Source organism: Rhizobium anhuiense bv. trifolii (genome assembly GCF_024346605.1).
Taxonomy (GTDB): domain Bacteria; phylum Pseudomonadota; class Alphaproteobacteria; order Rhizobiales; family Rhizobiaceae; genus Rhizobium; species Rhizobium anhuiense.
Genome location: NZ_CP098803.1, coordinates 1,849,417 through 1,864,031, shown reverse-complemented (window position 1 = coordinate 1,864,031; position 14,615 = coordinate 1,849,417). Strand labels below are relative to the sequence as shown.

11 protein-coding genes are annotated in these 14,615 nt (G+C 60.4%); 6 read left to right on the top strand and 5 right to left on the bottom strand.

Translation table 11 applies throughout. From position 1 onward, the window contains the following. The first annotated feature begins 52 nt into the window (after nucleotides 1-52). Both NE851_RS17820 and NE851_RS17815 read left to right on the top strand, forming a co-directional pair. Nucleotides 53-1,114 carry an adenylate/guanylate cyclase domain-containing protein gene (locus tag NE851_RS17820; RefSeq protein ID WP_025570680.1) on the top strand — a complete coding sequence of 354 codons (1,062 nt, stop codon included), beginning with the start codon at nucleotides 53-55 and terminating at the stop codon, nucleotides 1,112-1,114. 105 nt (nucleotides 1,115-1,219) lie between these two features. Continuing rightward, a complete protein-coding gene (locus NE851_RS17815; RefSeq protein ID WP_063474264.1) occupies nucleotides 1,220-2,578 on the top strand; it encodes an esterase-like activity of phytase family protein in 1,359 nt (452 codons plus the stop codon). A gap of 267 nt (nucleotides 2,579-2,845) precedes the next feature. On the opposite strand, the gene ppx is transcribed toward NE851_RS17815, so the two are convergent. The 4 genes from ppx to NE851_RS17795 all read right to left on the bottom strand — a co-directional run bounded on the left by ppx (nucleotide 2,846) and on the right by NE851_RS17795 (nucleotide 8,480). After that, on the bottom strand, nucleotides 2,846-4,366 hold the full coding sequence (gene ppx, locus NE851_RS17810) for an exopolyphosphatase (protein WP_097542989.1): 1,521 nt from the start codon (nucleotides 4,364-4,366) through the stop codon (nucleotides 2,846-2,848). Nucleotides 4,367-4,378: 12 nt separating this feature from the next. Next, nucleotides 4,379-6,583 carry an RNA degradosome polyphosphate kinase gene (locus tag NE851_RS17805; RefSeq protein WP_047616369.1) on the bottom strand — a complete coding sequence of 735 codons (2,205 nt, stop codon included), beginning with the start codon at nucleotides 6,581-6,583 and terminating at the stop codon, nucleotides 4,379-4,381. 66 nt (nucleotides 6,584-6,649) lie between these two features. After that, nucleotides 6,650-7,363, bottom strand: a complete 714-nt coding sequence (gene hdaA, locus NE851_RS17800) for a DnaA regulatory inactivator HdaA (RefSeq protein WP_025570229.1) — start codon at nucleotides 7,361-7,363, stop codon at nucleotides 6,650-6,652. After that, nucleotides 7,356-8,480, bottom strand: a complete 1,125-nt coding sequence (locus NE851_RS17795; RefSeq protein ID WP_097542988.1) for an AI-2E family transporter — start codon at nucleotides 8,478-8,480, stop codon at nucleotides 7,356-7,358. The genes hdaA and NE851_RS17795 overlap by 8 nt, the downstream gene beginning before the upstream one ends. A 245-nt stretch (nucleotides 8,481-8,725) precedes the next feature. Between NE851_RS17795 and purM the strand changes: the two genes are divergently transcribed. Next, nucleotides 8,726-9,799: a phosphoribosylformylglycinamidine cyclo-ligase gene (gene purM / locus NE851_RS17790; RefSeq protein ID WP_025570225.1), complete on the top strand. Its 1,074-nt coding sequence runs from the start codon at nucleotides 8,726-8,728 to the stop codon at nucleotides 9,797-9,799. Next, the gene (gene purN, locus NE851_RS17785; RefSeq protein WP_097542987.1) at nucleotides 9,796-10,467 is read left to right on the top strand and encodes a phosphoribosylglycinamide formyltransferase; all 672 of its coding nucleotides are present in this window, start codon (nucleotides 9,796-9,798) and stop codon (nucleotides 10,465-10,467) included. The genes purM and purN overlap by 4 nt, the downstream gene beginning before the upstream one ends. Before the next feature lie 788 nt (nucleotides 10,468-11,255). Here the strand turns inward: purN and NE851_RS17780 are convergent. Continuing rightward, a complete protein-coding gene (locus NE851_RS17780; protein ID WP_025570221.1) occupies nucleotides 11,256-12,425 on the bottom strand; it encodes an alpha-D-ribose 1-methylphosphonate 5-triphosphate diphosphatase in 1,170 nt (389 codons plus the stop codon). 238 nt (nucleotides 12,426-12,663) lie between these two features. On the opposite strand from NE851_RS17780, the gene NE851_RS17775 reads away from it, so the two are divergent. Then, nucleotides 12,664-13,278 (top strand): PadR family transcriptional regulator, encoded by a 615-nt coding sequence (locus NE851_RS17775; protein ID WP_179877558.1) that lies wholly within the window; start codon nucleotides 12,664-12,666, stop codon nucleotides 13,276-13,278. 10 nt (nucleotides 13,279-13,288) lie between these two features. Beyond that, on the top strand, nucleotides 13,289-14,587 hold the full coding sequence (locus NE851_RS17770; protein ID WP_097542986.1) for an FAD-dependent oxidoreductase: 1,299 nt from the start codon (nucleotides 13,289-13,291) through the stop codon (nucleotides 14,585-14,587). Nucleotides 14,588-14,615 lie beyond the last annotated feature (28 nt).

The window sequence follows — 14,615 nt, the reverse complement described above, 5'->3', positions numbered from 1 at the left end:
TGGTTCCGGCCGGAAACAATGGCTGGGTGAAACATCACGGCGCAGAGGCGGCATGCGGGAAATATCTCCGACGCAGAATTGGATCCTGATCGCGATCGTCCTCGCGGCCAGCGGCGTCATCTATGATTCCATGTTCTATTCCAACCAGACGCCCGTCATCGGAGCGATCTTCGCGCTTTTCATCGGCATGCCGATCATCGCTTTCGAGCGTAAGGTGCTGTTGCGCACGCTCTACAGGCGCATCCAAAAGCTGCCGACTTTCGCCTTCATCATCACCGAGCTGGTGATCTATGAGATCCTGATGAGCATCGGCTTTGCCTGCGCGGGCCTGCTGCTCTGGTCGGTCGGCATGCTGAAGCCGCCGTCGCTCCTCGATCTCGTCATCATGCCGTTCGAGGTCTTCCTCTATGCGCTGGCGGTCTGCGCCTTGATGATCTTCGTCCTGCGTGTGCGAGAACTGCTCGGCCGCGACGTTTTCCTCAGCATGCTCGTCAGCCGCTACCGCAATCCGGTCAGGGAAGAACGTGTCTTCCTGTTCATCGATCTCGTCGATTCGACGGCCTTTGCCGAAAAGCACGGTGACCTCAGGGCGCAGCAGCTGCTGAGCTCGCTGTTTGCGACCTTCGCCGAGCCCGTCAGGCGTCACAAGGGCATGATCAACGACTATGTCGGGGATGCCGCGATCATCACCTGGCCGCTTGCCCGTGGTGTCAAGAATGCGCGCTGCGTGCGCTGCATCTTCGACATTCTCGCCGATATCGACGCCAATGCCGCCGGCTGGCGGAAAAATTACGGCCAGGTGCCGAAGCTGCGCGCCGCCCTTCACGGCGGCGAGATCATCACCGCCGAAGTCGGCGTCGACCATCACAAAATCAGCTATTTCGGCGATACGGTGAACACCACCGCTCGGCTGGAAACCCTCTGCCGCAGTCTGAACCGGCCGGTGCTGATCTCCGCCGAGCTTGCCCGGCGCATGGAGTTTCCCGACAACATCTCCTGCGAAGATCTCGGCACCCATGCCGTCAGGGGCCGCGGCCAGGCGCTTGGCGTCATGGCGCTTTCCTCACGCGCGGTGACCGTCCTGAACACGCCCGCCGTCATTCTGCACGGCTGAGCAGCGGTTCGGCCGCACGTCACCAAAGCTTCACCCAACCGTCAATTCGCTGACATCAAAGCCCTGCTAAGCGGAAAGCATTCGCATCCGTTCCACGGGGATATTATGAAGACCGTCCTTTTTGCTTCCGTATCGCTTTTCATCCTGGTCGCGACCTCCGCTGCGGCCGACCAGCAGCAGTTTCCGGCCAAGCTCGCCGGCCAGGCGATCCTGCCTGCCAACACCATGGTTCCGGCACCGGCCGATGCCCCCGAATTCCTCAAGCATTCCGGCAAGTTCACGACGGCGGACCGCAAGCGCACCGAAGCGCTCGGCACCGTTCCCGGCAAGGACGGCGCCCGCATCACCGATCTGAAGCTTCCCTTCAACGGCCAGCCGATCCAGGGTTTTTCCGGCATCAAGACGATGACCGACGGCACCTTCTGGACGCTCTCCGACAACGGCTTCGGCTCGAAGGCCAACTCGTCCGACTCCATGCTCTTCCTGCACCAGATGAAGTTCGACTGGGCCGGCAACAAGGCTGATGTCGTCAAGAACCTCTTCCTCTCCGACCCCAACAAGATCGCTCCGTTCCCGATCGTGCTCGAAGGCACCGACACGCGCTACCTCACCGGCGCCGACTTCGATATCGAATCGATCCAGCCGGTTGCCGACGGCTTCTGGCTCGGCGACGAATTCGGTCCCTACATCCTGAAATTCGACCCGTCAGGCCGCCTGACCGACGTCATCCCGACGACGCTCGACGGCAAGCCGGTGCTTTCGCCCGACAATCCGCTGATCCAGCTGCCGGGCAACCCGGCCGCGAAGATGCCGGTCTTCAACCTGAAGCGCTCCGGCGGCTTCGAAGGCCTCGCCATGTCGAAGGATGGTTCCAAGCTCTACGGCCTACTCGAAGGCGCCATCTACAAGGATGACGGCACGATGGAAACGGTCGATGGCCACACCGCCATCCGCGTTATCGAATTCGACGTCGCCGCCAAGAAGTGGACCGGCCGCAGCTGGCTCTATCCGTTCGAAGACAAGGGCGTGTCGATCGGCGACTTCAACATGCTCGACGACACGACCGCTCTCGTCATCGAGCGCGACAGCGGCGCCGGCGCCAAGGACAAGGCCTGCGCCGACCCCAAGCAGCCGAAGCCGGATTGCTTCGAGGCTCCGGCCGAACTGAAGCGCGTCTACAAGATCGAGTTCAACGATGCCAATGTCGGCAAGGCCGTCCGCAAGATCGGCTATATCGACCTCCTCAATATCCAGGACCCCGACAACAAGAAGAAGGCCGGCAGCAAGGACGGCGTCTACGACATGCCGTTCGTGACGATCGAAAACGTCGACCGCGTCGACGCCACGCACATCATCATCGGCAACGACAACAACCTGCCCTTCTCGGCCGGCCGCGCCGTCGACAAGGCCGACAATAACGAGTTCAGCCTGCTTGAGGTCGGCGAGTTTTTGAACGCGAAGTAATTCGGGTTTGATGTGAGATAGAGAGGGCGGTACGTAAGCGCCGCCCTTTTTTATCTGGTCGTGGGCATCTAAGTTTCTCCCTCATTCCTGTGCTCGTCACAGGAATGCAGTGCGCCCAAGTCGTTGGGCGCAAGAGACTTTTTCAACCCTCGCATTGAGTCGTTCACCGAGCGGACGCGCGGTGGCTGGATTCCTGTGATGAGCACAGGAATGAGGGAAGGCGGAGGGACGGCACGGTCAAAACAGCCCGCCGTAAAGATGCCTACCCTACTCGAACAGAAACGCCAGCCGCTTGTTGGTCAGTCTCGACAGCTGCTGCAGGCGGCCGTCCAGGCGTTCGCCGGCGAAATCGCGGTACTCGGGAGGCACGACGAATTCGAGGTCGAGGTCCGGGTTCGGCGATTTGCGGAAGGTCAGGTTCTTGACGATGCCGGGCATCGAGGCCGAGAAGAGGTAGACGACACGCAGCATGCCGCCGAGCAGCTTGGCGCGCTCGATGAGCTGAGGCGTGGCGATCTGGGCCAGCGGGCCGGTGGCGCCGTCGTCATGCAGGCCTTCGAAACGGTAATAGTTGGAAAGCGCGATAAAGGCGCGGCCGGGATGACTGATGCCGACGAAGGAAGAGTGAGCGATGACGTTCAGCGCCTGCAGCCCTCGATAGTCAGGATGGGCGCGCCAGCTGATATCGGCAAGCAGACAGGCGGCCTGACGGTAGCGGCTTTCCTCTTCGGTTTCCTGGATGCCGAAGAGGGGCATCATGCGGCCGGTCCATTCGGCCAGCTCGCGAGCATGCTCCGGCGAGCGGGCACGCAGGATCGCCAGCTCGCCGGCAGCGGCAAGCAGCGGATCGGCGCGGCGCTCGGCCTCCGACAGCAGCGAATAGAGATATCCCTCGCGCACACCTTGCGCCGAGAAGGAAATCATCGACGGCTTCATCGCGCTCAGCACTTCCTTCATGGCGACGGCGCCGAAGGGCAGCAGCGACCGACGGTGCTTGGAAACGGCCTGCAGCGCCGGCTCCCTGGAGTCGCGCGCGGCCACCACCTGGTCGAGGAACTGCATCATCGCTTCGAGCGACACCTCATAGCCCTGCATCATGTGCAGCGGATAATGGGTGATTTCCATGTGCAGCTTGGCGATGTTTCGCCAGGTGCCGCCCACGGCGTAGAAGGTACGCCCCTCGCCTTTCGACAGCAGCTTTGCCGTCTTCAACTGCTTGCGGGCAAAGCTCTGGGCCTTGGAGAGCGAACCGCCGGCATATTCCGACAGGCGCAGGCCGCCGAGCGGCAGAGTGATGCCCTTGCCGAATTCCTTACCCTTGATATCGATCAGCTCCAGCGAGCCGCCGCCAAGGTCGCCGGCAATGCCGTCAGGATTGTAGAAACCGCTGATGATGCCGAGCGAGGCGAATTTCGCCTCTTCCTCGCCCGAAAGCACGCGGACTTTGCGGTTCAGGATGGTTTCTGCCTGGTGGATGAAATCGGGACCGTTGCTCGCCTCGCGCGCGGCTGCCGTTGCCAGCACATACATGGTGGCGGCGCGCGCCTGGTCGGACAGAGCCTTGAAACGATGCAGCGCCGCCAAAGCCCGCGCGACGCTGTCGTCATCCATCTTGCCGGTAAGGGCGACGCCCTTGCCAAGGCCGCAGAGGACCTTTTCGTTGAACAGGACGGTCGGCGAACGGGACATGCCTTCGTAGACGACTAGACGAATGGAATTCGATCCAATATCGACGACGGAGACCGGGGCGATCCCCGGAAGGCGCCCCTGGGCTTCAGATTCAACCATTTAGGTCCAGTTTTACTTGTTGTTGCGGCCTTCGAGCAGGCCGGCGATCAGCTTCGGCGCACTGGACTTCAGAGCTTCACCACGGCCCGACAGGCTCGGATTGGTCATGAAATACTGCTGCGCATTGAACGGTTCTTCGCCCCTGCGCACTTCCATGCGTCGCGACGTACCGTCGGGCAATATCTCGTAGCTTTGTTGATTGTCAATCACGTTGCCGAGCATAATCTGTGACAAGACTTGCTCGTGAACGGTCGGATTCGTCAGCGGAACCATGGTTTCGACGCGGCGATCGAGGTTTCGCGGCATCATGTCGGCCGAACCGATGTAAACCAGCGCCTTATCGGACGGCAGGCCGTGGCCGTTGCCGAAGCAGAAGATGCGACTGTGTTCGAGGAAGCGGCCGACGATCGACTTGACGCGGATCTTCTCCGAAAGGCCGGGCACCTGCGGGCGCAGGCAGCAGATGCCGCGCACCACCAGATCGATCTCGACGCCGGCATGGCTGGCGCGATAGAGCGCATCGATGATGTCGGGATCGACAAGCGCGTTCATCTTCATCCAGATCGCGGCCGGCGCGCCGTTCCTGGCATGCTGGATCTCCTCCTCGATGTGGCGCAGGATGCGCGGGCGCATCGTATAGGGCGAGATGGCGAGCTGCATGCCCTGTTCAGGCTCGCCGTAGCCGGTGATGAAGTTGAAGATATTCGCCATGTCATGGGCGATGACGGGATTGCAGGTAAAATAGGAAAGGTCGGTATAAATCTTCGCGGTGATCGGGTGGTAGTTGCCCGTTCCGAGGTGGCAATAGGTGCGCAGCTTGCCTTCCTCGCGCCGGACGACCATCGACATCTTGGCATGGGTCTTGAGCTCGATGAAACCGAAGACGACCTGCACGCCGGCGCGTTCGAGATCGCGCGCCCAGCGGATGTTCGCCTCTTCGTCGAAGCGGGCCTTGAGCTCGACCAGCGCCGTCACCGACTTGCCGGCTTCGGCGGCGTCGATCAGGGCGCGGACGATCGGGCTGTCGTTGGAGGTACGGTAAAGCGTCTGCTTTATCGCCAGGACGTCAGGATCGCGCGCAGCCTGGAGAAGAAACTGGACCACCACGTCGAAAGATTCGTAGGGGTGATGGACGACCATGTCCTTTTCGCGGATGGCGGCAAAGCAGTCGCCGGCATGTTCGCGAACGCGCTCGGGAAATCGCGCATTGTAGGGGGCAAACCTGAGATCCTCGCGCGGCGCCTTGGTGATCTCGGACAGGGTGTTCAACGCCAAAAGACCCGGCAGAACGGCGACGCGATTGTCCGGGATATTGAGGGCCTGAACGACGAACTGGCGCAGCGAGGCCGGCATTTCCGAGTCGGTCTCGATGCGGATGACCTTACCGCGGCGGCGGCGCTTCAGCGCCGTTTCGAAAAAGCGGACGAGATCCTCGGCCTCTTCCTCGACTTCGATATCGCTGTCGCGGATGACGCGGAACGTACCGGAACCCTGCACCTCGTAACCCGGGTAGAGCCGATGGATGAAGATGTTGGCGACATCTTCCAGCGTGATGTAGCGGATCGTGTTTCCATCATCCGGCAGACGAACGAAGCGGTCGAGCGCCACCGGCAGGCGCAGCAGCGCCGTCATCGGCTCGCGGCCGTTCTTGCTGACGAGCTGCAGGCCGATCGAGAAGCCGAGATTCGGAATGAAGGGGAACGGATGGGCCGGATCGATCGACAGCGGCGTCAGGACCGGGAAGATCGCCTGTTCGAATTCGGCAGCCAGCCACTGGCGGTCGGCATCGCTCAAGGCGCCGGGGCGCACGATCAGGATGTCTTCCTTGGCGAGATATTGCTGCAGGACGGCGAGCGAGGCCTGCTGCTCCATCTGCAGATGGTCGATCTCCTGCAGGATCGAGTCGAGCTGCTCGGCCGGCGTCTTGCCGTCGGGGCTGCGGATGGCGATGTTCTGGCGCACCTGGCCCTCGAGGCCGGCGACACGCACCATGAAGAATTCATCGAGGTTGGCGGCTGAGATCGACAAGAAGCGGACGCGCTCGAGCAGCGGATGCTCGGTATTCAGCGTTTCTTCGAGGACACGGCGGTTGAACTGCAGCCAGGAGAATTCTCGGTTGATGAAGCGCTCGGGGCTCTTGAGCAGCTCTTCCAGCGGGGGAGTGTTGTCGTTGATCTCGGGAGCGAGTTCTTGATGTTCTGCGACTGCACTATCCATTGTCCGCTTACCCCGTTCTCAATCGCCAAAGGCAATTATATCAGTTTGACGACGGAACTGTGACAGTCAATCGGCCGGTTCTGAATTTCCCAATTCATTCAATACTTCGGCCGCAAGAGACCGGGTGATTTTCGTACCCCGCGACAGGGCCAGCCGGTCGAGCCTTTCGACGATCGTCTGGGCCGCGTTCAGCGACCGCTCCATCCGGTTGACGATATAGAGCACGAGTTTGTCATCTATATAAAGCTGCCGGTCGGCGAAGAGCTTGACGATCACCTGCGACAACAGCGCCTCATCGGGTTCGCCGATCTCGACGACGGTTGCCGCTTTCAGGCGTGAGCGCAGATCGGGCAGCGAAACCGGCCATGACATCGGCCAGAGACGGCTGGTGATCAGCAGGCTGGTGCCGTTTTCGCGCACGCTGTTGATGACGTGGAATAGCGCGTTGTCATCGAAGCCGAGGCGATCGGCGTCCTCGAACAGCACCGGGCCGGCGGCGGCGGCAACGGCGGCATCCGAGCCGAGCTCGGGATGGATGTCGACGGCGCCGCTCAAGTCCCGCCAGATGCGGGCAAGATGCGATTTACCCGAGCCGACCGGGCCGGCGAGCACGACGACCGGCGATGGCCATGCGGGCCAGGCATCGACGATCGAAACGGCGGCGGCGAGACGCTCCGAGATCAGGAGGTCGTCGCGCCCGCTTGCGGCATCGTGCGAAAAGACCAGCGGCAACTGCTCTCCGGCCTTGCGCTTCGGATCAGCGTTCTTGACGTCATTCATTGGGAACTGATTTCGTCTTCCTGGCGCGGCCGCTTGATGACCCGCCAAAATAAAGATCGCTCTGAAGGTAGCGTGAAAGCGCGAAGCGAACAAGGACGCCGACGGCTGCGGCGGCCGGCACGGCGACCAAAAGACCGACGAAACCGAAGAGCGCGCCGAAGGCAAAAAGCGCAAACATCAGCCAGACCGGATGCAGGCCGACGCTGGAACCGACGAGCTTCGGCTGCAGAATGTTGCCTTCCAGGAACTGACCACTGAAGAAGACGACGAGCACCAGCCCGATCCAGGGATAATCCGGCCAGAACTGCACGAGCGCCACGCCGATGGCGAGGACGAGGCCAACCATCGAGCCGACATAGGGAATGAAACTGATCATGCCGGCGAAGAGGCCGATCAGCAGGCCGAAATTCAACCCGACGAGAGAAAGGCCGACGGCATAATAGATGCCGAGGATAAGGCAGAGCGAGCCCTGGCCGCGGATGAAGCCCGCGATCGCCTGGTCGATCTCCTTGGCGATCTGGCGGACATCGCTGACATAATCGCGCGGGATCCACTGATCGACCTTGGCAACCATGCGGTCCCAGTCCAGCAGGATATAGAAGGCGACGACGGGGGTGACGACGAGCAGCGATATGACGTCGACGATCGCCTTGCCGGAATTCCAGATCTGCGCGAAGAGCCCGGTGAGGAACCCCATACCCTCCGACAGGATGCCGGAGAGATTGTCCTTGATCGCGCCCATCTGGTTCTCGACCCAGTCCGGCAGCAGCGAATTCTGCGCCTGCGTGATGAACTGCTGCAACTGGCTGATATAACCCGGCAGACGCTCGGCAAAATCGTTGAACTGGCTGATGAGCACCGGAATGAGGATCATCAGCGCTAAGGCGAAGACGATGACGAAGGCGACCAGAATGCCGATGGTCGCCATCATGCGGCTCAGGCCCAGGCGTTCAAGCCGGTCGGCCACCGGATCGAGGAAATAGGCGATCGCCATGCCGGCGATGAAAGGCAGCAGGATCGAGCTGAAGACATAGAGAAAGACGATGAAGAAGACGAGCACTGCCAGCCAGAAGAAGATCTGACGCTTGAGACTGTTGCCGCTGACATGCTGTGGCATCGCTTCCCCGTTGATTGCTCGCCGCCGCCAAACGCCGCATCCGATCCGAAGCGGCCATTCAGCACATAGGATGCAGGCGCAAAGATGGTCAACCCTGTCGCGTCAAATCCCGGAAAGGGTGGAGGGAGACGCGGGAAATTGGGGGCTTTTGCCATGCAACGCTTGCATAAACGCCCCTGTCATGCAATTGCGACCGGCAGATGACGCGGCACGTTTGCCGCCTGAAATAGCCATCGGAGACCAGCATGAGCCAGTCTGGGAAAAACGGCCTGACATATAGCGATGCAGGCGTCGATATCGATGCCGGCAACCTCCTCGTCGAGAAGATCAAGCCGGCAGTGCGTTCGACGCGCCGTCCCGGCGCCGATGGCGAGATCGGCGGCTTCGGCGGGCTCTTCGACCTCAAGGCGGCGGGCTTCAGCGATCCGGTTCTGGTCGCCGCCAATGACGGCGTCGGCACCAAGCTGAAGATCGCCATCGATGCCGACTATCACGACACCGTCGGCATCGACCTCGTCGCCATGTGCGTCAACGATCTCGTGGTGCAGGGCGCCGAGCCGCTGTTCTTCCTCGATTATTTCGCGACCGGCAAGCTCGACCCCGACCAGGGCGCAGCCATCGTCGGCGGCATTGCCGCCGGCTGCCGCGAGGCCGGCTGCGCGCTGATCGGCGGCGAGACCGCCGAGATGCCCGGCATGTATTCCTCCGGCGACTACGATCTCGCCGGTTTTGCCGTGGGTGCTGCCGAACGCGGCAAGCTGCTGCCCTCGGGCGATATCGCCGAGGGTGACGTGATCCTCGGCCTCGCCTCCTCCGGCGTCCATTCCAACGGCTTTTCGCTGGTACGCAAGATCGTGGAACTGTCCGGCCTCGACTGGAGCGCCGCCGCACCTTTTGCCGAAGGCAGGCTGCTCGGCGAAGCGCTGCTCGAGCCGACCCGCATCTATGTGAAGCCGCTTCTGAAGGCGATCCGCGAGACCGGCGCCATCAAGGCGCTGGCGCACATCACCGGCGGCGGTTTCCCGGAAAACATTCCGCGCGTCTTGCCGAAACACCTAGCCGCCGAGATCGATCTTGATGCCGTCAAGGTTCCAGCGGTGTTTTCGTGGCTCGCCAAGACGGGCGGCGTCGAATCCAGGGAAATGCTGCGCACCTTCAATTGCGGCGTCGGCATGATCGCCGTCGTTGCCGTCGAGAACGTCGCGGCCGTTTCGGCCGCCCTCGAAGCCGAGGGCGAGACTGTGATCACGCTCGGCCGCATGATCGCCCGCGACGAAGGCGCTGCCGGCACGGTCTACAAGGGCACGCTTGCGATATGAGCGCACCGCGCAAACGCGTCGTCGTCTTCATATCAGGCAGCGGCTCCAACATGATGGCGTTGGTTGCGGCGGCGAAGGCCGCCGACTATCCGGCCGAGATCGTCGGGGTGATCTCCGACAAGGCGGATGCCGGCGGGCTTGCCAAGGCTGATGCCGAAGGCATCGCCACCTTCGCTTTCCCCCGCAAGGACTACGCCAGCAAGGACGCGCATGAGGCGGCGATCTTTTCGGCGCTCGACGAGCTTTCGCCCGACATTCTGTGCCTGGCAGGCTACATGCGGCTACTGACGGCAACTTTCATCCAGCGTTACGAAGGCCGGATGCTCAACATCCACCCTTCCCTGCTGCCGCTGTTTCCCGGCCTGCATACGCATCAGCGGGCGATCGACGCCGGGATGCGGATCGCGGGCTGCACGGTGCATTTCGTCACCGAGGGCATGGATGAAGGGCCGGTGATCGGCCAGGCGGTCGTACCGGTTCTCTCGGGCGACACAGCCGAAAGCCTTGCCGCGCGTGTGCTCACCATCGAACATCAAATCTATCCGCAGGCGCTGCGGCTGTTTGCCGAAGGCCGGGTGACGATGGAAGGCGGCAAGGCCGTCGGCGCGGAGGCCTCGACCGCCGCACCCAAGGCACAGCTGATTTCGCTGATCGGCGACCGCGCTTAGATTGCTGCGCTATTTTCTGAAAGCCTGTAACTTTATCAGGTCTTCCCTACTGATCTCAACACCGGAGCTTTCGGAAAGAATTGAGCAGCGCTCGCCGCTATGACCCCAAAATAATCACAGAGGTCAGCCAACTGATTCCATCCTGTGGTATCAGGTATTCTTGATTCTCCTTCTGAGCCATCGCTTGGCCACCAGAACAATATTTCCAATGATTACGTAAGAGGACAAAAACAATAGAGGAAGGTGAATCGCGACCGAGCCGTAACCTCCCCTCTCACACAGCGTCTCTACTGAAGCTTGACTTAAAACAATCTTGGATCCGCTCAATATCGTAGCAAATGTATAGTTGAATATTACAAAATATATTACAACAAAAACAAATATTCCCCTGTCATATATATAACAAAAAACAACAGAAATCAAAGAAATAAATATCAGAACAAATCCTGGATACTTATATACAAATATAATCGCATTCAATAAGGAAGCAGCCGATTTTTCGCATTGTATATATTTGCCACCTATATAGACTTTCGGGATACCATATTGGTTGTCGTAGTAAATTGACACAACAATTACACATATTGTCGCGATTCCACTTAAAACGAGCGGCAGCAGCCCCCACTCCTTGTGCAGCAATCTCGGCTCAGATGACATCTTGACTCCGCATCGTTGGCGTCTTGTTCCGGAGTTATGTGATAGTCGGGGTACCGTCGACGAGAAAGCCAGCTTAGCCGGGATCTCGTCATTCTGTGGTGGAGGGATTATTTCGACGCTCAGACGTGCAGCTAAGCCGCCAAAGCCCGCAGCGGATGCAGCGTGCCGTCGCTGTAGACGAAGCGGCCGGCGCGGAAAGTGGCGCGGATGCGGTTGATATCGCCCGGTTCGACCACGACGAGATCGGCGCGCTGACCAAGGGCGATCTCGCCACGATCCGACAGACCGGCCGAGCGGGCCGCATTGCCGGTCGCCATGGCAACGGCTGCCGGCAGGCCGCCTTCCACCATGTCGGCAAGCTTGAAGATGCCGGGCACGAAGGCGGCCGGATGATAATCGGCGGCGATGACGCTGAGCAGGCCGGCCCTTGCGGCATCGAGGGCGCTGAGATTGCCCGACATCGACTGGCCGCGCAGCGCGTTCGGCGCGCCCATCAGCGTCCAGAGGCCACGGCGGCGCGCCTCTTCCGCCGCAGGCGCCGTGACCGGAAACTCGCTGATGGTCACGCCGAGATCATGCATTTCGGCGACCTTTTCGACGCTGTCATCGTCATGCGAGGCAAGCGACAGCTTGTGCTTCAGCGACAGCGCGACAATCTCCTTCAGCTTGGCCTCGATGTCAGGATTGTTGCGCATGGCGATGCGCTTGGCGACGATCTCCGCCGCCATGTCCTCTGAGATGGCGCGGCGCTCGGAAATGCTGAGGATGTAGCTCTGCAGATTGTTGTATTGGCCCTGGCCCGGCGTGTGGTCGGTCAGCGACACCATGTCGATCTGGTCGGCATTCAGCAGACGCTCGAGTGCCGGGGCTGCACCGACATTGGTGATTTCGTAGCGGGCATGGACGCGGTGGTCGATCAGCAGATCATCGCGCAGACGGTTGATGCCCTCGATCACTGCCGAGGTCGTCTCCAGCGAACGGACATGGCCGTAGACGCTCTCGGTCGCAAAAGAGACGGCGGCAAAGGCGGTCGTGACACCGGCGGCGGCAAGCTTCTTGTCGAGTTCGTGGATGCCGAAATCGATCGGCATCGTCGCGTTCGGCCGCGGGGCGATCTCGCGCTCGATCATGTCGCCGTGCAGATCGACGAATCCGGGCATCAGCAGCCGTCCGCCGCCATCGACGGCAGCGGCGGCGACCGGCTCCGGCCTGATCTCAGCGATGACGCCATCCTCAACACGCACGGCACCTTCACTCACCACCTCGTTTGGGAGAACGAGAGTGAAATTGCTGAGCCACATGGGCTTTCTCCTGACCGCATCCGATGATTGACAAGCCGCAGCGGATAAAACCGCTTCGTGACAGTCGTATGAAATTTCGAGCGCGATCACCTTAAAGCGGAAACTTGCGCTTTGGAATTGGTTGAATGCGCTCGCCGCGCGGATTCACGACCATCGTTTCAAACAGCGCGAGTCTCGAATCCAGCGACCTGGAGCCTTCGAATTGACTAGTTATAAATAAACTAGTAGTATTATTACTATGACATCTATCAAACGCTCTCCAGTCGCGCTCGCCGTCCTTGCAATGCTCATGGAAGAGCCAATGCATCCTTACCGAATGCAGCGGCTCATCAAGGAGCGCGGCAAGGACGAAGTGATCAATGTCACGCAGAGGACGAGCCTTTATCAAACAATCCAGCGGCTCGAACGCGAGGGCTTGATCATCCCGCGGAAAACAGTCCGGGACGACAAGCGTCCAGAGCGAACCGTGTACGAGATAACCGAGAAAGGCCGCGAAATCGCGCTGGAATGGATGCGGGCGATATTGTCGACCCTGACGCGAGAATATCCGGAATTCCCCGCGGCGATGTCATTTCTTCCGCTGCTTACGCCTGATGATGTGGCGAGCCAGCTTGAGCTCAGAGCAAAAGCCATCGAGTCGGAACTTCGCAGGATCGACGACGTCTTGCAGGAAGCTCAGGCTGTTCCAAGGCTCTTCCTTCTCGAGATGGAATATCTCCGAGCGATCCACGCAGCCGAATTATCCTGGGTCAGTGGCATTGTCGGGGACCTCAGCGCCCAGCGTATCACCTGGACAGAGGAGTGGTTGAGACAGATCGCCGCCAAATTCTCCATCGCCCCCAAACTCGACTAGGACCAACACCATGAAGGTTTTGATTATCGGCGCCGGGACCGGCGGTTTGGCACTCGCACATCTGCTTAAGCAGGCTGGGGTTTGCATAGCGGTATATGAGCGCGACTTTGCGCCGAGCACCGACAGTGGTGGTTATCGCGTCGGCATCAGCCCGGCTGGAAGCCGCGCGCTAAAAGCCTGTGTCCCCGGCGAACTCTACGATCTCTATGTCGCCACCTGCGCCAGGTCGCCACGCTATTTCAACATGCTCACTGAACAACTGGGCGAAGTCCTGAGCTTCGATATCGATGATGCAGGCCCGAACACTCTCGACGGTGAAAAGAACGTCATTCGAAAGACGCTGAGGCGGGTTCTGCTCAGAGGACTTGAAGACGACGTCTTCTTCGGGAAGACGCTTCAAAGTTACACAAACAGCGCCGACGGGTCGGTCATAGCTTGCTTTCAGGATGGAAGTCTCGCGACGGGAGATGTACTGGTGGGCGCTGACGGCACGAATTCGACTGTACGCAAGCAACGTCTGCCGGAAGCGCGTCTGGAAGACACGGGGATCGTGTCGCTCGGGGGCAAAATTCCGATGACGGTCGCGACGAAAGCTCTGCTGTCGGACAAAATGTTTCAAGGCATGTCGCTGATCATGGCGCCGATGGGCTTCGGCGCAATCATTCACTCGCTCGAGTTCGCCGACACTAGAAGCGACCCAGGTTTTGTTGCTCGTTGGCCGGACTTCGTCGAAGCACTCGACGAGGACAGCGTCGGTTGGGGAGTATGGGGCGCTCGGCAGAACTGGCCGCAGGACCCGACCGGTCTGAGCGGCGAACAATTGAGAGAACTGGGCTTGAAACTCACCCGGGACTGGCATCCGCACTTACATGCGCTCATTCAGATGACGGAGCCCTCGACGATCCACGATATCAGGATGAGAACCGCCGTCCCGCTGACGCCTTGGGCGAGTTCGAATGTCACTCTGCTCGGTGACGCCGTCCATACGATGACGCCAGGACGAGGCGCGGGCGCCAATACCGCGCTTCGCGATGCCGCACTGCTCGGACGCATGCTGGTTGAAGCGAACCAAGGGCGAAAACCGCTTGTCGAAGCCATACATGCCTACGAAGTCGAGATGCTTCGCTACAGTACCGAAGCAATCCGAGAATCGAAAAAGCAGATGGATGCCAGCGACCTGGTCCATCGGCCGATTGTCGGCAGACTTCAACTCGCTGTCACGCGCGGCGTAATGCGCATCATCAATGCGGTACCTGCACTGAAGCAGCGCGCCTTTCAGCAGATGATGCGAGTTCGCGGAGAAAACTAAACGGGTCGCGAATCATGTCGATCCGCCC